Origin of the sequence: Bradyrhizobium sp. 172 (assembly GCF_023101065.1) — a bacterium.
Taxonomy (GTDB): Bacteria; Pseudomonadota; Alphaproteobacteria; order Rhizobiales; family Xanthobacteraceae; genus Bradyrhizobium; species Bradyrhizobium canariense_D.
In genome coordinates this window covers 1,071,376-1,094,117 of record NZ_CP064701.1, presented here as the reverse complement: position 1 = coordinate 1,094,117, position 22,742 = coordinate 1,071,376, and the positions used below count along the sequence as shown (strand labels likewise).

The 22,742-nt window shown below is 63.8% G+C and carries 24 protein-coding genes; 10 read left to right on the top strand and 14 right to left on the bottom strand.

Features of this window, described 5'->3' with window-relative positions; translation table 11 throughout:
- Positions 1-92: 92 nt before the first annotated feature.
- Positions 93-1,304, top strand: a complete 1,212-nt coding sequence (locus IVB07_RS05115) for a hypothetical protein (protein WP_247299347.1) — start codon at positions 93-95, stop codon at positions 1,302-1,304.
- A 196-nt stretch (positions 1,305-1,500) separates the two neighbouring features.
- On the opposite strand, the gene IVB07_RS05110 is transcribed toward IVB07_RS05115, so the two are convergent.
- Positions 1,501-1,899 (bottom strand): META domain-containing protein, encoded by a 399-nt coding sequence (locus IVB07_RS05110; protein ID WP_018453431.1) that lies wholly within the window; start codon positions 1,897-1,899, stop codon positions 1,501-1,503.
- A 138-nt stretch (positions 1,900-2,037) separates the two neighbouring features.
- Positions 2,038-3,702: an L-lactate permease gene (locus IVB07_RS05105; RefSeq protein WP_026232530.1), complete on the bottom strand. Its 1,665-nt coding sequence runs from the start codon at positions 3,700-3,702 to the stop codon at positions 2,038-2,040.
- 312 nt (positions 3,703-4,014) lie between these two features.
- Here IVB07_RS05105 and IVB07_RS05100 point away from each other — a divergent pair, with 312 nt between their 5' ends.
- Positions 4,015-5,778 (top strand): ABC transporter ATP-binding protein/permease, encoded by a 1,764-nt coding sequence (locus IVB07_RS05100; protein ID WP_018453429.1) that lies wholly within the window; start codon positions 4,015-4,017, stop codon positions 5,776-5,778.
- A gap of 243 nt (positions 5,779-6,021) precedes the next feature.
- Here IVB07_RS05100 and IVB07_RS05095 read toward each other — a convergent pair whose 3' ends face one another.
- The 4 genes from IVB07_RS05095 to IVB07_RS05080 all read right to left on the bottom strand — a co-directional run bounded on the left by IVB07_RS05095 (position 6,022) and on the right by IVB07_RS05080 (position 10,452).
- Positions 6,022-7,026 (bottom strand): TorF family putative porin, encoded by a 1,005-nt coding sequence (locus IVB07_RS05095; protein ID WP_026232529.1) that lies wholly within the window; start codon positions 7,024-7,026, stop codon positions 6,022-6,024.
- 415 nt (positions 7,027-7,441) lie between these two features.
- Positions 7,442-7,795, bottom strand: a complete 354-nt coding sequence (locus IVB07_RS05090; RefSeq protein WP_083926345.1) for a histone — start codon at positions 7,793-7,795, stop codon at positions 7,442-7,444.
- Positions 7,796-7,894: 99 nt separating this feature from the next.
- Positions 7,895-9,217 (bottom strand): glycolate oxidase subunit GlcF, encoded by a 1,323-nt coding sequence (gene glcF / locus IVB07_RS05085; RefSeq protein ID WP_018453426.1) that lies wholly within the window; start codon positions 9,215-9,217, stop codon positions 7,895-7,897.
- Positions 9,214-10,452, bottom strand: coding sequence for an FAD-binding protein (locus tag IVB07_RS05080; protein ID WP_018453425.1), 1,239 nt, complete (start codon positions 10,450-10,452; stop codon positions 9,214-9,216). The genes glcF and IVB07_RS05080 overlap by 4 nt, the downstream gene beginning before the upstream one ends.
- A gap of 214 nt (positions 10,453-10,666) precedes the next feature.
- On the opposite strand from IVB07_RS05080, the gene IVB07_RS05075 reads away from it, so the two are divergent.
- Positions 10,667-11,002 carry an antibiotic biosynthesis monooxygenase family protein gene (locus IVB07_RS05075; RefSeq protein WP_026232528.1) on the top strand — a complete coding sequence of 112 codons (336 nt, stop codon included), beginning with the start codon at positions 10,667-10,669 and terminating at the stop codon, positions 11,000-11,002.
- Between the two features lie 53 nt (positions 11,003-11,055).
- On the opposite strand, the gene IVB07_RS05070 is transcribed toward IVB07_RS05075, so the two are convergent.
- The gene (locus IVB07_RS05070) at positions 11,056-12,549 is read right to left on the bottom strand and encodes an FAD-linked oxidase C-terminal domain-containing protein (protein WP_018453423.1); all 1,494 of its coding nucleotides are present in this window, start codon (positions 12,547-12,549) and stop codon (positions 11,056-11,058) included.
- 273 nt (positions 12,550-12,822) lie between these two features.
- Here IVB07_RS05070 and cycA point away from each other — a divergent pair, with 273 nt between their 5' ends.
- Entirely contained in the window at positions 12,823-13,218 is a 396-nt protein-coding gene (cycA, locus tag IVB07_RS05065) for a cytochrome c-550 CycA (RefSeq protein ID WP_018453422.1), read from the top strand.
- Positions 13,219-13,326: 108 nt separating this feature from the next.
- Here the strand turns inward: cycA and IVB07_RS05060 are convergent, their stop codons facing one another.
- A complete protein-coding gene (locus IVB07_RS05060) occupies positions 13,327-14,283 on the bottom strand; it encodes an alpha/beta hydrolase (RefSeq protein ID WP_018453421.1) in 957 nt (318 codons plus the stop codon).
- Between the two features lie 325 nt (positions 14,284-14,608).
- Here IVB07_RS05060 and IVB07_RS05055 point away from each other — a divergent pair, with 325 nt between their 5' ends.
- The gene (locus IVB07_RS05055) at positions 14,609-14,791 is read left to right on the top strand and encodes a hypothetical protein (protein ID WP_007596968.1); all 183 of its coding nucleotides are present in this window, start codon (positions 14,609-14,611) and stop codon (positions 14,789-14,791) included.
- Positions 14,792-14,803: 12 nt separating this feature from the next.
- On the opposite strand, the gene IVB07_RS05050 is transcribed toward IVB07_RS05055, so the two are convergent.
- The 3 genes from IVB07_RS05050 to ykgO all read right to left on the bottom strand — a co-directional run bounded on the left by IVB07_RS05050 (position 14,804) and on the right by ykgO (position 16,070).
- Positions 14,804-15,064 carry a hypothetical protein gene (locus IVB07_RS05050; protein ID WP_018453420.1) on the bottom strand — a complete coding sequence of 87 codons (261 nt, stop codon included), beginning with the start codon at positions 15,062-15,064 and terminating at the stop codon, positions 14,804-14,806.
- Positions 15,065-15,188: 124 nt separating this feature from the next.
- Complete coding sequence (locus IVB07_RS05045; RefSeq protein ID WP_026232527.1) at positions 15,189-15,827, bottom strand: tetratricopeptide repeat protein; 639 nt, start codon at positions 15,825-15,827, stop codon at positions 15,189-15,191.
- 117 nt (positions 15,828-15,944) lie between these two features.
- Positions 15,945-16,070: a type B 50S ribosomal protein L36 gene (ykgO, locus tag IVB07_RS05040; protein WP_006611362.1), complete on the bottom strand. Its 126-nt coding sequence runs from the start codon at positions 16,068-16,070 to the stop codon at positions 15,945-15,947.
- A gap of 322 nt (positions 16,071-16,392) precedes the next feature.
- Between ykgO and IVB07_RS05035 the strand changes: the two genes are divergently transcribed.
- Complete coding sequence (locus tag IVB07_RS05035) at positions 16,393-17,277, top strand: amidohydrolase family protein (protein ID WP_247299343.1); 885 nt, start codon at positions 16,393-16,395, stop codon at positions 17,275-17,277.
- Between the two features lie 112 nt (positions 17,278-17,389).
- Here IVB07_RS05035 and IVB07_RS05030 read toward each other — a convergent pair whose 3' ends face one another.
- The gene (locus tag IVB07_RS05030) at positions 17,390-17,737 is read right to left on the bottom strand and encodes a MerR family transcriptional regulator (RefSeq protein ID WP_018453417.1); all 348 of its coding nucleotides are present in this window, start codon (positions 17,735-17,737) and stop codon (positions 17,390-17,392) included.
- An 84-nt stretch (positions 17,738-17,821) separates the two neighbouring features.
- On the opposite strand from IVB07_RS05030, the gene IVB07_RS05025 reads away from it, so the two are divergent.
- The 4 genes from IVB07_RS05025 to IVB07_RS05010 all read left to right on the top strand — a co-directional run bounded on the left by IVB07_RS05025 (position 17,822) and on the right by IVB07_RS05010 (position 21,058).
- Positions 17,822-18,832, top strand: coding sequence for an NAD(P)-dependent alcohol dehydrogenase (locus IVB07_RS05025; RefSeq protein WP_026232526.1), 1,011 nt, complete (start codon positions 17,822-17,824; stop codon positions 18,830-18,832).
- 92 nt (positions 18,833-18,924) lie between these two features.
- Positions 18,925-19,674 carry a haloacid dehalogenase type II gene (locus tag IVB07_RS05020; RefSeq protein ID WP_018453415.1) on the top strand — a complete coding sequence of 250 codons (750 nt, stop codon included), beginning with the start codon at positions 18,925-18,927 and terminating at the stop codon, positions 19,672-19,674.
- 21 nt (positions 19,675-19,695) lie between these two features.
- Positions 19,696-20,163 (top strand): YbaK/EbsC family protein, encoded by a 468-nt coding sequence (locus IVB07_RS05015; protein WP_018453414.1) that lies wholly within the window; start codon positions 19,696-19,698, stop codon positions 20,161-20,163.
- 55 nt (positions 20,164-20,218) lie between these two features.
- Positions 20,219-21,058, top strand: a complete 840-nt coding sequence (locus IVB07_RS05010) for an adenylate/guanylate cyclase domain-containing protein (RefSeq protein ID WP_018453413.1) — start codon at positions 20,219-20,221, stop codon at positions 21,056-21,058.
- 66 nt (positions 21,059-21,124) lie between these two features.
- Here the strand turns inward: IVB07_RS05010 and IVB07_RS05005 are convergent, their stop codons facing one another.
- Both IVB07_RS05005 and IVB07_RS05000 read right to left on the bottom strand, forming a co-directional pair.
- The gene (locus IVB07_RS05005) at positions 21,125-21,481 is read right to left on the bottom strand and encodes a hypothetical protein (RefSeq protein ID WP_018453412.1); all 357 of its coding nucleotides are present in this window, start codon (positions 21,479-21,481) and stop codon (positions 21,125-21,127) included.
- 95 nt (positions 21,482-21,576) lie between these two features.
- Positions 21,577-22,560 carry a tripartite tricarboxylate transporter substrate binding protein gene (locus IVB07_RS05000; RefSeq protein WP_018453411.1) on the bottom strand — a complete coding sequence of 328 codons (984 nt, stop codon included), beginning with the start codon at positions 22,558-22,560 and terminating at the stop codon, positions 21,577-21,579.
- Between the last annotated feature and the right edge of the window lie 182 nt (positions 22,561-22,742).

Below are 22,742 nucleotides of genomic sequence, written 5' to 3'. Positions count from 1 at the left end.
TGACGGCCGATTCGAATTGTTTGGGCCTGATCTCGTCGGAAAACCGCTTCACACTTTCCGGATCATGCCCACTTTGCCCGGGGATTTCGTCGATGCGCGCGCTTGTGTTTTGCTCCACGGCCGTTCTGGCGGCTCTGCTTGCAGGTTCGCCAGAGGTCGCATCCGCCCAGATGAAGCTGGCGCCGAAGGCCACGGCGCCCGGCGGCGTCGAGACGCGCTATTTCACCTCGATCGACGGGCTGATGGACGGCAATGCCGACGTGATCTTGAAAGAGACACGCCAGGGCAAGACCGTCACCGCAGCCGTGCTCGACGTCTGCTATCCCGTCGCGAAGAATTCCGACCGCAAGGACCGCTTCGTCGTCAATCTCCAGGTCGCGGGCCAGAACCTGACGGGTACGACGCAGAGCCTCGGCGCGAAGGCGCCGGTCACAGTCAAGCTGCTGCGCAAACAGGCCGGAGACACGTTCGAATTCCGCGGCCAGATCAGCATTGGCCAGACCGTGACCGAGGTCACCTCGCCCGACAATTCCGATCTCAGCGAGAAGGAATTCCTCGACAACCAGACCTCCGACGACGGCATCACGCCGCAGCCGAAGGACTTCACCGACGTCTCGCCGGAAGCGATCGCGGTCAAGGTCAAGCTGGATGCCGCGACCGAGTTCCTGAAGAGCCTGAAGGGCCAGGACGTCGAGGTGACGCTGGCGAGTCTCACCGTCGGCTGCGACGCGCTGCGCGCGGGCGAGCAGACCATCAACATGTCGGTCGATCCGGAGCGCGCCGGCGCGCTGCTGGCGAAATTCAAGGCGACGCCCGGCGTCACCGCCGCGGGCTGGACCGCGGGCATGACCGAGATGGACCGCACCATCCGCATTGCCGCCGCCGATTGGCGCGAGGGCGACAAGATCAACCGCGACAAGCTCGCGGCCGCGGTGGCTGGCGTGCTGAGCAGGACGCTCGCGGCAAAGCCGGTCTCGCAAAGCTTCAACCCGGCGACCGGCAAGCTCAAGCTGGTGTTCAAGCGACCGAACCAGGATTTTCCCGCGCTCGAGCTCACCGACACGATCGAGGTCGCGGGCCTCGTCTCGCCCGACAAGCCCGGCACGACCGACAAGCTCATGCTCTGGATCGGGAGTCCCGCGACCACGACCACTGACGAGAGCAGCGGCGCCAAGCTCAATCTCTCGGACGAAGCGACCGCGGACGAGGAAGGCGATCAGCCCGACGACAACGGTTCGGTCGAGGCGCTCACCAAGGAGCTGAAAGGCCAGCGCTGGGACGCCGACAAGTCGGTGTGGAAGTGATGTAGCCCGCATATCAACTCTCGGTCGTCGCCCGGCTTGACCGGGCGATCCAGTACTCCGAGAAGGTTTTGATGAATCGAGAAGCCGCGGCGTACTGGATTCCCCGCCTGCCGCCTGTGCTAAAGCTTCGGCGCCCCTGGACCTCAACCCCGGCGAAGCCTTGGCGTAGCCGGGTCGCGGGGAATGACAGCGGGGGCTAATTGCCGTTGACGCGAAAGCGCAGCGGCTTGGGGCCGACGAGCGTGAGCACGTCACCCTGGCGCTTCCAGGTCTCGACACTGCCCAGGGCTGCAACGAGATCGTCGTCGGCCTGGGCCCTTGCCGGCGGGCAGGAGCGGTCCTGGATCTGGCCGGGGACGAAGATCACGGTGTTGCCGGCAACCGAGAACTGGCCCTTGCCGCCCTTGCACCAGAGCTCCAGCACGACTTCGCCATTGTCGCCGATCTCGATGTTCGGAATCCGCTTCGAGCCCGGCTGCGGCAGCGCCTCCAGCGTCATCTCGGTGCCGAACGGAAAACCGTCCTCCGCACGCGCGAGCGTGGACATCGCGAGCGTTGCAACCGCCGCACACACCATCTGCCTGAACGAAACCATGAGACCTCTCGACCGACGTGATTTGCGGCACCTTCTATAAGACGGCGGCGCCGTTGAGAAGGTTCGCCCATGGGCCACGCAAAAATCCCCGCGAGGAGCAACCTCGCGGGGATTTGGCTTAAAGCCGGGCGTGGCCTGCTACTTCAGGACCATCGCCGTGAACGGCCAGACATAGGCCTGCAGCGTCACGAACACGCCGACCAACGAGGCCAGCACGATCGAGTGCCAGAACACGAAGCGCAGGATCGTGCCCTCGTGCCCGTACCAATTCGTCGCGGTGGACGCGACCACGATCGACTGGGCGTCGATCATCTTGCCCATCACGCCGCCGGACGAGTTCGCCGCAGCCATCAGGATCGGCGACAGACCAAGCTGCTCGGAGGTGATCTTCTGAAGATTTCCGAACAGAACGTTGGAAGCGGTATCCGATCCCGTTAGCGCCACGCCCAACCAGCCGAGCAGCGTGCCGAAGAAGGGATAGAGCACGCCGGTTGCAGCAAAGGCGAGACCGAGCGTCGCGTCCACGCCGGAGAGCCGCGTCAGCGTGCCAATCGCGAGCATCGCCGAGATCGTGATCAGCGAGATCGCGCAAAGCCGGATGGTGCGCCCGTATTCCGTCAAGAGCCGGCCAGGACCGACGCCCATCAGGAAGCCTGAGATGATCGCCGCAATCAGCATGCCGGTGCCGGTGAACGAGAGATAGGTGAAGCCGAACACCGCGCTCTCTTTCGTCGGCCCCGGCGCGACCGGCGGCATCTTGTTGATCATCTGATGCAGCTCGGGAACGGGATAGTTCCAGGTGAAGATCGAGTTCGCCCAGGTCTTGAATCCACCATTGCCCCAGATCAGCATCACGATGCAGACGATGATCCACGGCAGCAGCGCGCTGAACAGCTCGCTCTGCGTCAGCGGCGTCTTGTCCATCGGTTTTGCCGCGGCCATGGTGGCGGCCGATTCATCGCGGCCGCGCAGCGCCGGCGACAGCCAGAGCTGCCTGGGCTGCCAGACCTTCAGGAACAGGATCAGCGCCCCCATCGAGATCAGCGACGCCCCGATGTCGACGATCCAGGGATTGACGTAGTTCGAGATCACGAATTGCGGGACCGCGAACGACACGCCGGTGACCAGGATCGCCGGCCAGACGTCCTTCATGCCCTTCCAGCCCGCGAACGCCCACACCACCCAGAACGGCACGATCAGCGAGAAGAACGGCAATTGCCGGCCGACCATCGCGCCGAGGATGTAGGGATCAAGCCCGGTCACCGAGGCAAGGCCTTGGATCGGCGTGCCCAGCGCCCCATAAGCGACCGGCGCGGTGTTGGCGATCAGCGACAGGCCGCTTGCTGCAAGCGGCGAGAAGCCGAGGCCGATCAGGACGGCGCCCGTGATCGCGACCGGCGTGCCGAAGCCCGAGGCGCCTTCGAAGAAGGCGCCGAACGAGAACGCGATCAGCAGCAATTGCAGCCGCCGGTCCTCGGTGACGCCGCCGACCGCGCGCTTGAGCAATTCGAAGCGCCCGGTGCTCACCGTCACCTGGTAGAGGAAGATGACGTTGAGAACGATCCAGCCGATCGGGAAGAACCCGGTGACGATGCCCAGCACCGAGGCGCGGATCGACATGTTCGCCGGCATGGTGAAGACGAAGATCGTGATCAAATTGGCCACGATCACAGCGATGACCGCTGCGATATGAGCCTGGACCCGTCCGCTCGCGATCAGGACCAGCAATGTGACGACAGGGACTGCCGCCGCGATCGTCGACAGCACGGGGCTGTGCAACGGGTCATAAACTTGATTCCACATGATCTTCCTCCCCCACGCATGTGTGCTGCAGGCGGCCCGCGTGGACAGCCGATCCTGCTTGACGCTGAAGCGATAACCCCCGAGCTGGACGCGAATTCCTCGCGAATGCAGCGGTTCCCGTCCGCTCACAAGCTCGCGAAATCCCGAAGGCCCCCACCCCGCGCCGTCGAGCCCCATGCTAGGGTTGCAAGCTGCGACAAGCCAACGCAAATTGCAGGACTTGCGACTTTAGTCTAAGCGCGCCGATTTCCGCCGTCGTCCCAAGTCTTTGGCCCCGGGCAGTTGTGCACATCCCTCAGGAGACAGAGCTCTGTGAAGAACATCAGCGCCACGCTCGCGATCGTCTGGCGAATCGCCGCCCCCTATTTCCGGTCGGAGGACAAATGGGCCGGCCGCGGCCTGCTTGCCGCAGTCATCGCGATGGAGCTGGCGCTGGTCGCGATCGACGTCCTGGTCAATCAATGGCAGAACCGGTTCTACAGCTCACTGCAGGCAAGTGACTGGGATAGCTTCGTCAGGGAGATCTGGATCTTCATCGGCCTCGCCTCCGCCTTCATCGCGCTGGCGGTCTACAAGCTGTACCTGAACCAGTGGCTCCAGATCCGCTGGCGGCAATGGCTGACCCGGCACTATTTGGGCGAATGGCTGCAAGGCGCCACCCACTACCGCATGCAGCTTAAGGGCGATGCGGCCGACAACCCGGACCAGCGCATCACCGAGGACGTCAAGAACTTCGTCGAGCAGACCCTGACCATCGGGCTCGGCCTGCTCTCGTCGATCGTGACGCTGTTCTCCTTCGTGATCATCCTCTGGGGGCTTTCCAACGCTGCGCCGTTGCACCTGTTCGGCGCCGACCTCATGATCCCCGGATATCTGTGCTGGGGCGCGCTGGTCTACGCGATCTTCGGCACCGCGCTGACGCACTGGATCGGTGCCCCGCTGGTCAATCTCAATTTCGAGCAGCAGCGCTTCGAGGCCGACTTCCGCTTCAACCTCGTCCGCGTCCGCGAGAATTCCGAGCAGATCGCGCTGCTCAAGGGCGAAGGCGCCGAGCGCGGCCGGCTGCTGGACCGCTTCGGCTTCGTGATCGGCAATTGGTATGCCATCATGAGCCGCACCAAGCGCCTCACCGCGTTCACCGCGAGCTATCAGCAGGCCGCCGTGATCTTTCCCTACGTGCTGGTGGCGCCGGCCTTCTTCGCCAAGAAGATCCAGCTTGGCGACATGATGCAGACCGCCTCCGCCTTCTCGAGCGTACAGGGCGCATTGTCGTTCTTCGTCACGGCGTACCGATCGCTGGCGGAATGGCGCTCGATCGTCGCCCGCCTCGACGGCTTCGAGATGTCGGTCGATGCGGCCGCGCACCTGCCGCCGCACGAGCCTGCGATCGCCCTCAAGGCCGCCGGCGGCAATCGCAATATCACCCTCGAACAGCTCTGCGTGAACCTGCCGAGCGGCACGCCGCTGGTCGCCACCGACGCCTTCTCCGTCCAGACGCCGGAGCGCGTGCTGGTGACCGGACCGTCGGGCTCCGGCAAGTCGACGCTGTTCCGCGCCATCGCCGGCATCTGGCCGTTCGGCACCGGCACCATCTTCGTCCCGGAAAAAGCGAAGCTGATGATGCTGCCCCAGCGCCCCTATTTCCCGGTCGGCGTGTTGCGCGACGCGGTGGTCTATCCGGCCGCGCCGGGCGCATTTGAAACTGCACGCGTCAGGGACGCGCTGATCGCGGTCGGCCTGCCCGACCTCGCCGAGCGGCTTGAGGAGGACGGTCATTGGAACCGGATGCTGTCGCTGGGCGAGCAGCAGCGCCTCGGGCTCGCCCGCGCGCTGCTGCACGCGCCGGACTATCTGTTCCTGGACGAGGCCACGGCCTCGCTGGACGAGCCGTCCGAGGCCCGCCTGTACCGGCTGCTGGCGGAGAAGCTGCCACAGGCCACCCTCGTCTCGATCGGCCACCGCTCGACGCTGGAAGCCTTCCATACCCGCAAGGTGACGATGGTGAAGCACGGCGCGATCCACGTCCTCGGTGACGGTGGTGTGCCGGTCGAGAAGGAGCCGAGCGCGGCACGCTGAGACGGCCCGACGAAGCTCTGAGGCTATGGCCCTTGGTTGCGGCCGCGCTTCGAGACGCCCGCCTTTTTCGGCCTTCAGGATGAGGTCTGTCCTCGCGGTGAGATCTGTGACCCCTCATGGTGAGGAGCCCGCCGGAGGCGGCCGTCTCGAACCATGCGGGCCCCTGGCCTACGCCCCAAAGCCCCAAAGCAAAAGGGCGGCAGGTTGCCCTGCCGCCCTCATCAAGTCGCTTCGGGAAGAAGCTTACTTCAGGTTGCTCATGGCCGTCAGGTCGAACGACAGCTTGGCAATGCCGGCCGCGCCGCACCAGTTGGAGCCAGCACCGCCCGGATTGATCGCGGTGACGTTGGTGGTGCCGGTGGCGTTGAAGGCGCTGGTGAAGGCGTTGCAATCACCCTTGTTCAGGTCGGTGTCGGAGTAACGCAGGTCCAGCGTGAACACTTTGTAGGTGAAGCCGATGCCGATGTTCCAGGTGTTGTAGTCCTTGTAGGGGATACCGTTGGCGAAAACGGTGCCGACGCCGGTGCCGTAGAAGGCGTCCGAAGTACCAAACCACTGCCGGCCGAACTCACCCGAGACGTACATGCCCATGCCGGAAGCACCGAAGGCCGTGCTGGGCGCCGTGTACTTGGCGGTCAACGAAGCGTAGTTGCCCCAGGCACCCGAGTTCAGGAAGTTCGGCGAGTAGTACTCGGTCGCGCCGACCGTGAAGCTGTCGTTGATGGTGTAGTTCACCTTGCCGTAGACTTCGACGAAGCTGACGTCCTTCTTCATGACGTTGCCGTCGGCGAGGAAGATAGTGGTCGTGCTGACGCCGCAGACGTTGCCGCCCGGAATGCCGCCGGTGAGCACGTTGTCGGCGCAGCTGCCGCCCGGATACAGGTAGCCCCAGACACCGATATCGAAGGCGAAGGCGCCGAAGGTCGGGCGGATACCGCCGTAGATGTCGACTTCAGCAGCAGCGCGATTGGCGAAGGAGATGCTCTCGGCGGACACGCCGACGTAGAGCTGGAGGTCCTTGTTGACGTTGTAGCGCGGCTCGAAATAGGCCGCGACCGACGGCTTGTGGTTCGACTGCGTGACGCCGCGGAAGATGTAGTCGCTCATGATGGCGCCGCCGAAGGCGATATCCCAGGGATCAAACGCGACCACCGGCGGGGCCTTCAGTGCCTTCACTCGCATGTCTGCCGCGAAAGCCGAGCCCGTCACCATTGCCAGCGCCGTTGCCAACAAAGCCACTTTTTTCATTTCGATCCCCATCACCAGTTCTAAGACCCCAGCCGGATCCCGGAAGCCCCCGGAACGCTCGACCTGATTGCAAATTTCGTAACTGCGGCAATCTGGATGGGGTGAGGCAAACCGTGAAGCAAAAAACGCGGGCATCTGCCGACTTTTTGGGCGTTCTGACGATTCCACGAAAGGTTGTCAGCCCGTGTGTCTTCTCGATCACATTATTTGCATTCCAAAGTGCACTGGGAGGCCCGCGTTAGTACGGGTCCGGCGGTACCGTGCTGCCCGTGCCACGAATCAGGCTGCTTCCCGACGAGATCATCCCCGCGCGCCGACGCGCCGATGCAAAAAGGCCGCAGCATCGCCGGCTGCGGCCTTCCTGTTGCCGATCATGGTCGTCGGATTGGATCCAGCCTTTGGCCTGACCTTGGGCCTAACCTTGTCCTTCGGCCGGTGTCGTGTCCGCAGAAGACGAAGGCATCGCCCAGCTTGTCTCGGCGGCAGGCTCGGGAGCCGGAGCTGCCGGCGTTGACGGCTTCGGAGCTGCCTTCGCCTTCTTCGGCGCCGCTTTCTTCGCAGCCTTCTTGGCGGCCTTCTTAGGCGCAGCCTTCTTAGCGGCCTTCTTTGGCGCGGCCTTCTTCGCAGATTTCTTTGGAGCCTTCTTGGCAGACTTCTTCGCGGATTTCTTCGCGGACTTCTTGGCTGCCTTCTTTGAGGTCTTCTTCGCCGCTACTGCCTTCTTGGCCTTTTTGGCCTTCTTGCTTTTTTTCTTCTTCGCTTTCGCCATCGTGATCCTCCTGTTGCCGCCGAACAATGGTCGATCGGGTGTCTTCAGCCGTTATCTCCGGACGAAAGCTCAGCCTTCGAAAGCTTAATCTTCGAAAGCTCAGTCTTGCGCGTTCAATGCCGGCTGCGACCCGCCCGTAGCCCAATCGAGAAGCTCAATCGTGTGTACGACCGGAACTGACGTGCCACTGGCAATCTGCACCATGCAGCCGATATTGCCTGCGGCAATCATGTCCGGCTTGACGCTCGCGATGTTGGCGACCTTGCGATCGCGCAACCGGCCCGCAAGCTCGGGCTGGAGAATGTTGTAAGTCCCCGCCGAACCGCAACACAAATGGCTCTCCGGCACATCTTTCACCACGAATCCGTTATTGGAAAGCAATTCTTTCGGAAGGCCCGTGATTTTCTGCCCGTGCTGCAACGAACACGCAGAGTGATAAGCGACGACGATGTTGTCCTGTCGCGTCGTGGCCGCGAGTCCAAGGCCGGCGACGTATTCAGTGATGTCCTTGGCGAGCGCAGAGACCTTCGCCGCATCGGCGGCAAACGCAGCGTCTTCGCGCAGAAGATAGCCGTAGTCCTTGATCACGGTGCCGCAGCCTGACGCCGTCACCAGGATGGCGTCGAGCCCCTCGCCGGCCGCTTCCGCGCGCCACGCCGCGACATTGGCGCGAGCCCGTGCCAATGCGTCCTGATCGTCGCCGAGGTGATGGGTCAGGGCGCCGCAGCACTGCTCGTCCCTGACAAGGACGACCTCGATGCCGTGGCGCGTGAGGAGACTGATGGCGGCCTGGTTGATGCGCGGCGCCAGCACCTGCTGGGCGCAGCCCTGGAGCAGCGCGACCCGGCCGCGCTTCTTGCCGAGTGCCGCGAACACACTGCCGGCGGCGGGCCCGGGCGGCGGCAGCCGGTCCGGCGCCAGCGCCAGCATCGCCTTGAGGCGCAGAACCAGGCCGGGCGTCGCCGACGGCCGCGGCGTCGGCAGGAACGCGGCCAGCGGGCGGGCCAGCCGCGCCAGCCACATGCTGGCGCGGAAACGCTGCGGGTGCGGCAGGACGAAGGCCAGCACTCGGCGCAGCAGCCGCTCGGCGAGCGGCCGCTCGTAACGCTGCTCGATCCTGACCCGGGCCTGATCGACCAGATGCATGTAATTCACGCCCGAGGGGCAGGTCGTCATGCAGGCCAGGCACGACAGGCAGCGGTCGACATGTTTGACCACTTCGGCCGTCGGCGTCTGGTCCTTCTCCAGCATCTCCTTGATCAGATAGATGCGGCCGCGCGGGCTATCGAGCTCGTCGCCAAGCAGCACATAGGTCGGACAGGTTGCGGTGCAGAAGCCGCAATGGACGCAGGCGCGCAGGATCTTGTCGGCTTCCGCGATGTCGGGATCGGCGAGCTGCGCGAGTGAAAATTCGGTCTTCATGCGGCAGTGCCTCGCGTCAGCCGCCCCCGGTTGAGGATGGTCTTCGGATCGAAACTGGCGCGGACCCGCTCGCTCAACGCGGCAAGGCCAGGGGCTTGCGGGTGGAATACATCGATCGCGCGCCTGATGTCCTCGGCCGCCCGGATCAGCGTGGCGTGCCCGCCGGCGGCATTCGTACGTTCGCGCACGGCCCGAGCATGCGCGTCCGGCTTCGGTGGCACCGCCGCCCAGATCAGTCCACCACCCCAATCGTAGATCACGTCGCCACCGGTCTCGCGCGCCAGCAGGGTCCCGAGCGCCGCGCCCGACGCCGGCGGGCAGACGATCCGCCAGACCGGCCAGGCCCCCAGCGCGCCACTGGCCGCGAACGGCAGGACGTCGCGGATCGTGGTCCACAGCGCCGCTGACGCCGTGTCCTCGACGAGAATTGCGGTTCCGAACGGCGCCAGCAATTCGCGCAGCGAGCCGGCACGGTGGGCGGCCGAGGCGGCAATGCCCTCGAGCCGCAGCACGGTCAGCGCCTCGCCCTGGCCTGCGATATCGCCGAGACCTTCGATCTCGGTCCGGAACGCCGATGTCGGCAGATGCGCGGCCCCGGAGACATCGAAAGGCGAGCCGAGCGCCGCCGTCATTGCCTTGTTGGCGGCGGCATCGTCGAGCCCGCGCAGCAACAGCGTCCGCTCGGCCTCCGGCTTGGGCATCACTTTCAGCGTGACCTCGGTCATGACCGACAGCGTGCCCCAGGAACCGGCGAGAAGCTTGCAGAGGTCGTAGCCGGTGACGTTCTTCACCACCTTGCCGCCGGTCTTGAAGCTGTCGCCGAAACCGGAGACGGCATGCGCCCCGAGCAGATGGTCGCGCGCGCCGCCCGCCTTGATCCGGCGCGGACCGGCCAGGCCAGCCGCGATCATGCCGCCGATGGTGCCGAGCGCGGGCGTGCCGAGCAGCGGCGCGGTGTTCATCGGCTCGAAGGCGAATTGCTGGTTCTTGGCATCGATCAGCGACAGCACGTCGGCCAGCGGCGCCCCGGCCTGGAGCGTGACAATGAGTTCGTTGGGCTCGTAGCCGGTGATGGCATTCAGCGCGGAGACGTCGAGCACGGCGTTGGTCGCCATCGCGTGGCCGATGCCGCGCTTGGAGCCATGGCCGATGATCTCGAGCGGCTGCTCATTGGCAATCGCCGCGCGCACCACCTCTTCGACGTCTTTGGCGTCTCGTACCTTGAGCGTATCCACGGGCAAAGGCGGTAGCGAAATTCGCCGCCAAAATCAAATGCAGCGTGACGACAGCGGCCATTGCCGCGCGATCCGGCTCGACCTCGGAGCCACGGCCAAGATTCGATCCTCATCGAAGCATTCACGACATCGACACTTCGATCACCGGCGAACCAAAGCCGACAGCCGATCGCTACAAATCTGCACCGAGAGACCAACCGACGGAGACGACATCATGAACCACTATGCCACGCAGAAATCGCTCAGCGACGCCGTCGACGGCGGCGGCCTGCTCGTCGTCGCGCAATGGGAAGCGAAGCCGGGCGAGGCCGACAAGATCGCCGCGATCCTCGACCGCTTCCTGCCGGAGGCCCAGCGCGAGGACGGCGTCAAGCTGTTCTTGATCTCGCGCGCAAAGGACAATCCGGCCCAGTTCCTGTTCTACGAACTGTTCCGCGACGAGGCGGCATTCAAGGCGCACCAGGAGAGCGCGCATTTCAAGACCTGGATCGCTGGCGAAGCCCTGCCGCTGCTGGCGAAGCGCGAGCGGGCGCAATACGGACTGCTGTAGGCATTGCCGAGGAAAGAGGCGTGCATCGCAAGCCCTTCCATCGGCGCAAGCGCCTAGAACCGGGGGATGTCCGGGAATGCCAGATTCCCGGCATGGACGTGCATGCGGCCGAGCTCGGCGCAGCGGTGCAGGGTCGGAAACACCTTTCCGGGATTGAGCAGGCCCTGCGCGTCGAAGGCGCATTTCAGACGCTGCTGCTGGTTGAGGTCGATCTCGCTGAACATTTCCGGCATCAGATCGCGCTTCTCGATGCCGACGCCGTGCTCGCCGGTGAGCACGCCGCCGAACTCGACGCAGGCGCGCAGGATGTCGGCGCCGAAGGCTTCGGCGCGCTCGATCTCGCCGGGCTTGTTGGCATCGTAGAGGATCAGCGGATGCAGATTGCCGTCGCCGGCATGGAACACGTTGGCGCAACCAAGCTGGTACTTTTCCGAGAGCTCGCGGATGCGCGCCAGCGCCTTCGGCAGCGCACCGCGGGGGATGGTGCCGTCCATGCAGAGATAGTCGGGCGAAATGCGGCCGACGGCGGGGAAGGCGGCTTTCCGGCCGGCCCAGAACAGATTGCGCTCGGCTTCCGAGGTCGAGATCTGGCAGGTGGTCGAGCCGCAAGCGTTCGCAATCGTCTCGACCCGCGTGATCAGCTCGTCGACCTCGATCTTGGGACCGTCGAGCTCGATGATGAGGAGGGCCTCGACATCGAGCGGATAGCCGGCATGCACGAAGGCCTCCGCGGCGTGGATCGCGGGCTTGTCCATCATCTCCATGCCGCCGGGAATGATGCCGGCGCCGATGATGCGCGCCACGCATTCGCCGGCCGCCTCGACTTGCGCGAAGCCGACCATCAGCGCGCGCGCCGTCTCCGGCTTTTGCAGGATGCGCACCGTGATCTCGGTGATGACACCGAGCAGGCCTTCCGAGCCGGTGATGACGCCCATCAAATCGTAGCCGGAGTTTTCCGCCGACTTGCCGCCGATGCGCAGGATCTCGCCGCTCATCAGCACGATCTCGCAGCCGAGCACGTTGTTGGTGGTCATGCCGTATTTCAGGCAGTGCACGCCGCCGGAATTCTCCGCGACATTGCCGCCGATCGAGCAGGCGATCTGCGATGACGGATCCGGCGCGTAGTAGAACCCAGCATGGGCGACGGCCTGGCTGATCGCGAGGTTGGTGACGCCGGGTTCGGTGACGACGGCGCGGTTGTCGAAATCGATCTCGCGGATGCGCTTGAACTTGCCGAGGCCCAGAAGCACGCCGTCTTCCAGCGGCAGCGCGCCGCCGGACAGCGAGGTGCCGGAGCCGCGGGGCACCACCTTGATGCCCTGCCCTGCACAATATTTCAGGACCAGCGAAACCTGCTCGGTCGTGTCGGGCAGCACAACGACCATCGGCGGCTGCCGATAGGCCGTCAACCCATCGGATTCATAGGCCCGCATCTCGGCGGCGCTGTCGATCACGCCTTCGCCCGGCACGATTGCGCGCAATGCAGCCACGATCTCGGCGCGGCGCGCGAGCACGGCCTGGTCGCTCGCGGGCATCATGATGGCCATAACATTTCCTTCATGGCATATCCTTCCGGCCAAGGCCGCATGATCGATTTGTCGCGGTAAATCAACCACGTCCGCGGTGGTTTGGGTAGGCCGTCCGAAAGTCGGATCGACGATCCTGCGCGAGTTCGCTCTGGGACAAGTAGGAAATCGTGAAACCTGCCATGGTTTGGCGGCTTGTCCAATCCGAGCAGGCCTGCCAAAACCGGCAGGTCCGACCGTTGCCGATCAGGCATGCAACTGACCAGCCCCCAGGGAAGAGACGAAGAGCACCCGATGACAAAACTGATTTTTGGCGCATTGACCATCCTCACCGCGATTGCCACCGCACCCGCCGCGATGGCGCAGGACGTCGCGGCCGGCAAGTCGTCGTTCAACAAATGCCTGGCCTGTCACGCGATCGGCGAAGGCGCCAAGAACAAGGTCGGCCCCGAGCTCAACGGCCTCGACGGCCGCAAGTCCGGCACCGCGCCGGACTACAATTACTCCGACGCCAACAAGAATTCCGGCATCACCTGGAACGAGGCCGTGTTCAAGGAATACATCAAGGACCCCAAGGCCAAGATCCCCGGCACCAAGATGGCGTTCGCCGGCATCAAGAACGAGACCGAGATCAACAATCTCTGGGCCTACGTGTCGCAGTTCGACAAAGACGGAAAGATCAAGCAGTAAGCGCGGGAACGGCGGCCGCTGGAGCTTCGGTTCTGAACCGAAGCTCCAGCTTCTCGTTTTGACGCGTTTTCTTCACGCGAACCGGCATCCACTTCGCTCGAAAACGCTCTAATCGGCGGTCGCCTGCGCCGGGACGATTTTCCCGATCATCGTCTCGATCTCTGTCTTCACGAGATCGGGCACCGCGTTCTGCACCATGTGGCCGAGATCAGGCAGCACGATCAGCTTGGCATTCTGCACGGTGGCGGCGAACGGGCGGGCGTGAATGGCGGTCTTTACCGTCTTGTCGGGTTCGCCGGCGATGATCGTGACCGGCGCCGTTATCTCGCCGTAGCGCGGAGCTTGCGCAGCCACCGCCTGCTTCAGCGACACCAGATCATAGGCATTGGCGATGAACTCGCGCGGGCGCAGCAGCAACGGCGTCGCGGAGTCCTGCACGAAACCGTCCGGCATCGTTTGCGGCAGGAAGACGTTGCGCGCGCCGGACTCGCTCAGGAAATAGCCTAGCGGGAGGGTTATGGTGTAGGCGAGCAGCGGGCCGATTACGGGCGTTGCGATGATCTCGTTGTAGCGGCCGACGCCGCCGCGCCAAGGATGGGTGACGGGCGCGAGCATCACAAGGCCCGCGACGCGGCCGGGATGATCGAGCGCCAGCCGCGCGCCGAGCGCGCCGCTCCAGGAATGCACCACGAACACCGCGCGATCGATCCCGAGCTTGCCGAGCGCCTCATCGATCATTCGCGCCTGGACCTCCGGCGTCGAATCCTGCCGCCGCGCCCGCGTGCTCCAGCCGTGGCCGGGACGGTCGATCAGGATGACGCGATGGTTCCTGGCGAGGAGATCGCCGAGCGGCCGCCGCATTGCCTCGAGGTTGGAGCTCGCGCCGTGCAGCATCACGATCGGCAGGCCCGAATCGCGCGGGCCGATATCGACGAGGTGAAGCACGGCACCCTCGACCTCGATCATCCGGCCCTGCGGTGGAAAGGCGCGTTGCACGGCGAGGACGCCGGCCTGCGTGACCAGCGCCAGCACAACCAGCGCGGTCACGACTGACATCACGATCATGGACGGAATCCGGGCGACCCAAGGCACAGGGCAGTTACGTGGCTTGCGGCCGGCAGTTTCGCCCGGGGAGCCCCCGCGCTCCACTTGAAATGCCGGGGCTGTGGATATGTGCATAATTCAAGCGAGAAAAACGCAATGAAATCAATACTGCTCCCCGGAGCACGCAGGCTTCGAAACAGCTTCATGCACTCGTCATCGCGGCTTCCTTATAATCGCCATGGTCGGTTCCGCCATTTAGACGCAGGTGGGCGCCGATCGTGCTCGCAACCCTCAGGGATGCGGGAAGACCGGCAGGATTTATCCTGATTTGAACCGGAGAATTTCGATGAGCCTGAGATCCAAAGATACTGCGATCGACGAGATCGTGGCAAGCTGCCACGGTGACCTGCGCGGTGCCGTGCGCGCGCTGCTGCTGATCAACGAGCACCTCGAGACGGAGCTTGCAAAGGCCTACGCCGCAGCGGTCGATCGCGGCCTCGCCGAGCGCGAAGGCAGCGTTTTGCACTAGATTGCTGTCGACCTAGTTCGTGCTGTCCTCGTCCTTTTCCTCGTCAGGCGTGGGTGCGGGACAGGCGCGGATGGTCGAACGGGCAAGCTTGGCGTCGGCCTTCGATTTGTAAGGACCGTCACCGAACCAGACGTCGCCGAAGATCACGGGATTGCTGGTCACGATGTTGCATTTTCCGGTGGCGCGATTGCCGACCACCCAGAACAGTCCGTCGGCGAGGCTCGCCGTGCCCGACGCCAACAGCAACATACCTGCAAAGATCAAACGCTTCATGGCTGTGCTCCCGCCATGAAGGTAGGCCTGCGGCGGTGCCATCCACACCCCTTGTAACGCGGCGCGTGTCATCGTGGTTAATCCGCCTGCGCCGCATTCGCTCGAGCAATGATCGACTTGTCCGCTAAATATCGCGGCCTTCGACCTTCTCGGTCAGCGCCTTGACCTGGTCGGGGATCTTCTCGAGGTGCGGATTGACGGCGAGCGCCTTGCGGTAGGCTTCGAGCGCGCGCTTTTCGTCGCCGACCTCCTGCATGATCATGCCGAGGCCTGCGAGCGCGCCGAAATGACGAGGCTCGCGGATCAACACCTCGCGGATGTCGGCGAGCGAGCGGCCATAATCGTTCTGCATGTAGTAGAGCGTCGCACGACGATTCCAGGCCTCGATGTAGTCGGGCCTGAGCTTGACGACCGAATCCAGCAGCTTGATCGCAACCTCGATCTTCTTTGCGTCGACGGCGGTCTTGGCCCGCGCCATCAGCAGCGCCGCGGTGTCGCTCGGGGTCTGGATCCAGATCGCCCAGATCCGCGCCTCGACATGCTTGGCGCTGGCTTCGTCGGGCGCAGCTTTCAGCGCGCCGAACAGGAAATCGAGATTCTTGGTGCGGTCGACCTTGGGCAGCTTGGCCGGCGCTTCCGGAAGTTTCTTCTGCTTGCCGGGCGGAGCCGGCGGATCAGCCTGCGCCAGCGCCGGAGCGAGGCCGGCGGCTCCCAGCACAAGAGCCAGACACAGGGTGCGCGCGAAGAGGAATCTCACTGCCATGGTCGAAGTCTAAACGCGCAAAGCCGCCCTTGCAAAGCAGGGGCGGCGTCAAACTCGTGTGAGACCGTGGTCTTGCGGGCGCGCGAGCGTCAGGCAGGGCGAAATCAGCCGCCCAGATCAGCCCTGGCGAGCCTTGAAGCGGCGCTGCACCTTGTTGATCACATAGACCCGGCCCTTGCGGCGGACCAGGCGGTTGGCGCGATGGCGACCGCGCAGCGATTTCAGCGAGTTACGGACCTTCATGGCAGAATCCTGAACGTTCGAAAGGCCGTGTTCGGCACTACCGTTTCGGCACGCGCGAATGAGGCAAAATGAGATTTTCCCGCTGGCGGACCGACCGCCCGGGACGGGGCGGTTCTTAAGGCATGGGAGGACCGGATGTCAATGTTAACTGGCCCGATCGCACCCAGCAAATTCAGGAAAACAACCCGATGCAAAGTAGAAGCGGCCGGATCGGGCTCAATCATCTCGGACGACGCCGATCCCACAACGCCTTGTCCCCACAATGCCTTGCCAAATTCGTTATATCATATAATCAATTCGACAACCCGTCGGGAGGAAACCCATGCCGAAGCTGAAGCTGCCGAACATCGACGACGTCGTTGCCATCGACATCCACACCCACGCCGAGGAGCCCTGCGGCACCCATCCCGACGACGGCTATGACGACTTCCAGGCGCAGATGGCGGACTATTTCAAGTCGCCGCACAAGCATCCGCCGACCGTGCCGGAGACCGCCGCCTACTATCGGTCCAAGAACATCGCCGCGGTGATCTTCCCGGTCGACGCCGAGCGCGAGACCGGCTTCCGCCGCTACAAGAATGAGGAGATGCTGGAGATCGCCTCCGACCATCTCGACGTTCTCATCCCCTTCGTCTCGATCGACCCGCACAAGGGCAAGCTCGGTGTGCGCGAGGCGCGCAAGCTGATCGAGGAATACGGGGTGCGCGGCTTCAAATTCCACCCAACCATGCAGGGCTTCTACGCCAACGACCGCATGGCCTATCCGCTCTATGAAGAGATCAACAATGGCGGCGCGATCGCGCTGTTCCACACCGGCCAGACCGGCGTCGGCTCGGGCATGCCCGGTGGCATGGGCATGCGGCTGAAATATTCCAACCCGATGTACATGGACGACGTCGCGGCCGATTTCCCCGAGCTCAAGATCATTCTCGCCCATCCCTCCTTCCCCTGGCAGGAAGAGGCGCTGTCGGTCGCGACCCACAAGCCCAACGTCTACATCGACCTCTCGGGCTGGTCGCCGAAATATTTCCCGCCGATCCTGGTGCGCTACATCAACTCGATCCTGCAGGACAAGATGCTGTTCGGTTCGGACTGGCCGGTGATCACGCCCGACCGCTGGCTGTCGGATTTCGCCAAGATCGAGATCCGCGACGAGATCCGGCCGAAGGTGCTGAAGGCCAACGCGCGCAAGCTGCTGGGGATCTAGGCGCGTACTCGTCAGCGCATCGAGGGCTTCGACGCTGCTATCGAAGCCCTCATGCTCCGGCCCTGAGGGCCTAAGACTTTGGCGCGGTGAATCTGATGGCTATGTTATGCGATCAGTTCACGCCTGCGAGGAAGCCGGCCAGGATTGTCCGGCTTTGGCTGAGCGTCTCGATACGTTCGTCGATCAGGCCGACCTGCTGAGTGAGTATTTTTCGCAGCTCGTTGCACGGCGTGAAAGCTGGATCGTTGTTCCTCACGCATGGGAGCAACCGCTTGATGGTTTCGAGCGTCATTCCCGCGCCGCCGAGCATCTTGGTGCGCCGTACGGTTTCCTCTTCGGCCAAGCCATAGTCGCGATAGCCGGAGTTCGTCCGCAGCGGCGTGAGCAGTCCTTCGCCTTCGTAGTAGCGCAGCATTCGGACGCTGACCCCCGTCCGCCGGGAGAGTTCGCCGATTTTCATCTGAAGCCCCTTGACCCTGACAGCACTGTCAGACCCTAAAGACTTTGCTCGTCCAAGTGAATGCCACTTGTGAAGGGAGCAACGATGAAAGCCTACCATTTGAATGGCCATGCTGGTGCTGGCCGCCTTGCGCGCGCCGAAATCAGCAAACCCGAACCCGCCAATGGCGAGGTCCGCATTCGGGTCGAAGCGGCAAGTCTGAATTACCGCGACCTCCTGATCCTCGACCGTGCAGGCCAAGGCGAGATCAACGGCCGCGTGCCACTCTCCGACGGTGCGGGTGTCGTTGACGCCATCGGCGCCGGCGTCGCGCAATGGCGACTCGGAGACCGCGTCGCTGCGTCGTTCTTCCGCGATTGGATCTCGGGGCCGTTCAAGTCCAGCTATATTCCGTCATCCCTCGGTGGCAACACGATGGACGGAATGCTGGCTGAGTATGTCGTGCTGCCGGCGACCGCGCTGGTCTCAGTGCCGGCCCATCTGTCCGCGGTGGAGGCAGCGACCCTGCCCTGTGCCGGCGTCACGGCTTTCCATGGCCTCATCGCACGCGGCGGGATGCACAAAGGCGACACGCTATTGGTCCAGGGAACAGGCGGCGTCGCGCTGTTCGGGCTTCAATTCGCAGCGGCGCTGGGGGCGCGTGCGATCGTGATATCCTCCTCGGATGAAAAACTCGCCCGCGCCAAGGCGCTGGGCGGCTCGATCCTCATCAACTACCGCGACACCCCTGACTGGGATGTCGTCCTCATGAAGGCGACGAATGGCGCAGGTGCCAGTCACATCCTCGAACTCGGCGGTCCCGGCACTTATGACCGATCGCTGCGATCGGTCGCTTCGGGTGGCAAGATCGTCCAGATCGGTGTCTTGACGGGGTTCGGTCCCAAGCCCGACCTCGCGCGCCTGCAGTGGGAGAATGCCGACATCATTGGTGTCACCGTCGGATCGGTCGAACACTTTGCCGCGATGAATCGCTTCCTGACCGAACACGCGATCCACCCGATCGTGGATCGGGTCTACGACTTCGACGACGTTCCCGAAGCGTATGCGCACCTGCGGACCGGCTCACACTTCGGCAAGATCGTGATCAGGCTTTAAAAGCGAGGGCTCAGTTCGCGTTTCCGTGTTGGATCGATACCGCGGCGCCTTGTATAGTCCGTGGACCGCAACGATCCCGGAGGACAGGTCAATTGAGTCTCAAAGCCGTTGTCTTCGATGCCTACGGAACGCTTTACGATATCCAGTCGGTCGCCGAGACCACCGAGGATGCGTTTCCGGGCTACGGTGAGATCATCACGCAGATCTGGCGAATCAAGCAGCTCGAATACACCTGGTTGCGCTCGCTGATGCGGCGCTACCAGGACTTTGCAGCCATCACGCGCGACTCGCTTGCCTATACGCTGCGCGTGCTCGGGCTCGCTTACGAGAATGAGGCATTCGAGCGCGTCGTCGAGAAGTACCTTCATCTCGATCTCTATCCGGATGCGACGGCGGCGCTCACGGCTCTGAAACCGCGAAAGCTCGCCATCCTCTCCAACGGCAGTCCGGACATGCTGAATGCGCTCGTGCGCAACTCCGGCCTCGACGCCCTGCTCGACGCCACGATCAGCGTCGACGAGAAGAAGATCTTCAAGCCGAGCCCGGAGGCCTATGAGCTGATCGGCGAGGTGCTCGGCACCGCGCCTGACGAGGTGCTGTTCGTCTCCTCCAATCCCTGGGATGTCGCGGGCGCGAAAGCATTCGGACTGAACGTTGCCTGGATCGAACGGGTGACGCCGGAAGCGATGGCGCTGGCTTGCGTCGAGAACGAACTCGTGGCACCGCTGACGATGTTTAAGGCGATCCGCACCCAGATGGACGAGCTCGGCTTTGCGCCGGATCATCGCGTCCGGGCGCTCTCGGAACTGCCAAGTTGCTTAGGCATCGCCGCCCAACGGTAAGTCTGGAATGAGCCGACCTGAATGAGCCTGGAATCCGTTCGCGCCTTCTTCGCCGAGAAAGCCCCCGACATATCAGTTATCGAATCCCCGATCAGCTCCGCGACAGTGCCGCTGGCCGCCGAGGCTTATGGCGTCGAGCCCGGACGGATTGCCAAGACGCTGTCGTTGCGGATCGGCGAGCGCGTGATCCTGATCGTCGCGGCCGGCACTTCGCGCATGGACAACAAGAAGGTGAAGGCGGCGTTCGGCGGCAAGCCGAAAATGCTGGGACTGGAAGAGGTCGCCGAGATCACCGGCCACGAGGTCGGCGGCGTCTGCCCGTTCGGATTAAAGGCGCCGCTGCCGGTCTATTGCGACGTCTCGCTGAAAGCGTTCGACGTGGTGGTGCCGGCCGCCGGCTCGACCCACAGCGCCGTGCGCATCACGCCGGAGCGGATGGCGGAGCTGACCCGGGCTGAATGGGTCGATGTCTGCGAAGTCAGGCCGTAAGGCAGCTGGGGGATGCCTGATGCATTTGCCGGTCAGGGACGCTAATGTACGGACCATGCCCGATGATAAGGTCAAACGGCGGCTGACCACCGTGCTATGCGCTGATGTGCACGGCTATTCTCGTCTCATGGAAGCAGACGAGGCGGGAACGCTGGAGACACTCCGCCGCTATCGCACGGCCATCGCGCGATTGGTGGAGCGCCATGACGGCCGGATCGTGAATACCTGGGGCGATGCCGTCATCGCCGAATTCGCCAGCGTCGTGGAAGCCGTGCAGTGTGCGGTCGAGATTCAGCAGGAAATTTCCAACCAGGATTCGGGCCCACCTCCCCCGATGCGGTTTCGCATCGGCATCAATCTCGGCGATGTGATGGTGGATGGTTCCGACCTCTATGGAGACGGGGTCAATATCGCGGCGCGTCTGCAAGAACTTGCCGAACCCGGTGGTATCGTGATCTCCAGCTCCGCCTATGATCAGGTGCACAACAAATTATCTGTTGGCTTCGACTGCCTCGGCCAGCGTCCAATGAAAAACATTGCTCCCGTGACCAGCTATCGTGTGACCATGAGCGGCCAAGCCGCTCAAGCACGGAGCTTTCCGCCTGGCGAACGCCTGACATCTCAGACCGCAAGTGCGGGCTCGCAAACTGACGCCGCGCACCGCGACAGATCCGAGTCATCCAATTGGATGGGCTTCGTTTCAGACGGACTGGCGAAGCTGCCCCGCCCGGTTGCGGCGGCCCTCACGGTGTCGGCCTTTCTGATTCTGATCAATATTTTCACCGGCATGCACAAGATCTGGTTCCATTGGCCGGTGGCAGCTTTGCTCTTCGGCGCCATCATGCGGACGGCGCTCCGGGATCGACCTGAGTCGGACGGCAAGGGCGAGCGCTGAACGAGGCGGCACAACCGCGCTTCGCGCCCACTGCTGCGCGCGCGCCCCGATCATGCTTGGGCAGCACTACTCGTCGCTATCGTCATAAGGCCGCGGCTGCGCCTGCGGAGGTGGTGGCGGCACATTGTTGTACCGCGGCGCCGGCGCGGCGCGATTGCCCGGAACCTGCTGCTGCGGCGGCATCTGGTTGTTGGACTGGAACACCGCGCGACAGCCGCTGGAGAGCTGGGGCGTATTCTGCCGCAAGCAGGCCGTAATGCGGCTCACATCAGGGATCTGATCGCTGCACAGCCGCCACACATCCGGCGTGCAGGCCATCTGCTGCTCCATGGTTCCGCGATACTCTTCAGCGGATGCAGCGCCTTGCGCGACGATGCCGCCGATTGCAAGCGCCACACCCAGCGCGATCCGCTCTGTTCGCATGTCCGATTCCTTCGCGAGTCTCTCGAATTCTGTTCAATCAATGAGACGCGGAGAGGTTCTGGACCAACAAAAAATTGTGAAAATGGGCCAGGAACCTATTCGACCTTGCCGATCTTCTTCACCGCAGCAATCAGCCGCGCGCTGTCGACCGCCACGAACTCGGCAAACGCCGGCGCGTCCTGATAGGCAACGAGACTGCCCGACGTTTCGAAGGCCTTGAGCACGTCGGGGCTCGTCATCACCTGCGCCATCGCCTCGCGCAGGCGAGTCGCGATCGGCGCGGGAAGAGCACTCTGTGCAAAGAGTCCGGCCCAGATGTACATCTCGACGTCCTTGTAACCGAGCTCCTGGAAGGTCGGCACATCGGGGAAGCTTGCGACGCGCTTGGCGCCGCAATTGCCGAGCACGCGCAGCTTGCCGTCCTCCACTTGCGGCTTCAGCGTTCCCGGTGCGGCGGCGATCGCCTGCACGGTGCCGCTGAGCAGCGCGGTGAGCGCCGGTCCGGCGCCGCGAAACGGCACATGCAGCAGCTTGATGTCGGCGCTGCTCGCAAACATCTCCATCGCCACGTGCAGCGTGCCGTAAGGCCCCGATGAGCCGTAGGTGATCTGGCCGGGACGCTTCCTGGCATCCTCGACGAAATCCTGCGCGGTCTTCCATGGCGCCGAGGCGGGCACCGCGAGCAGCGTGGGATCGGCCAGCACCCGCGCGATCGGCATGAACTGCGAGAGCTCGTAGGCGACCGGACGGTCGAACAGCCGGTCGGCCTCGGGCAGCACCGCGAGCGAGGACAGCGTCATCAGCAGCGTGTAGCCGTCGGGCTCGGCGCGCGCCGCCGCGGCATTGCCGACGGATCCACCGCCACCGCCGGCGCGGTTGTCGACGATGACCGCCTTGCCGAGGATTCGCTCCAGCGCCTGTGCGACGGGGCGCGCCGCAAGATCCGCCTGGCCGCCGGCCGGAAACGGCACGATCATGGTGACGTTGCGAGAGGGATAGGCTTGCGCGAAAGCCGCGCTCGACAACACAGGCAACAACGGCAATGCGGCAGCCGCGCGCAGGACATCGCGTCGATCCATGGCAGATTTCCCCCTGTTTTCTTATTTCGCTGCCAGCCTAGCATTACAGTTGCTTTTTTGATTTGAAGTGGGCGCGTTGAGCGGCAGCCTGGTGAGCTCTGCGCCAGAAGGACCATGCGATGATGTGTGCGGGTTGAATCCGCTTCCGCGCAAGTCTGATAGCAATGCGGCGGATTTCCTGG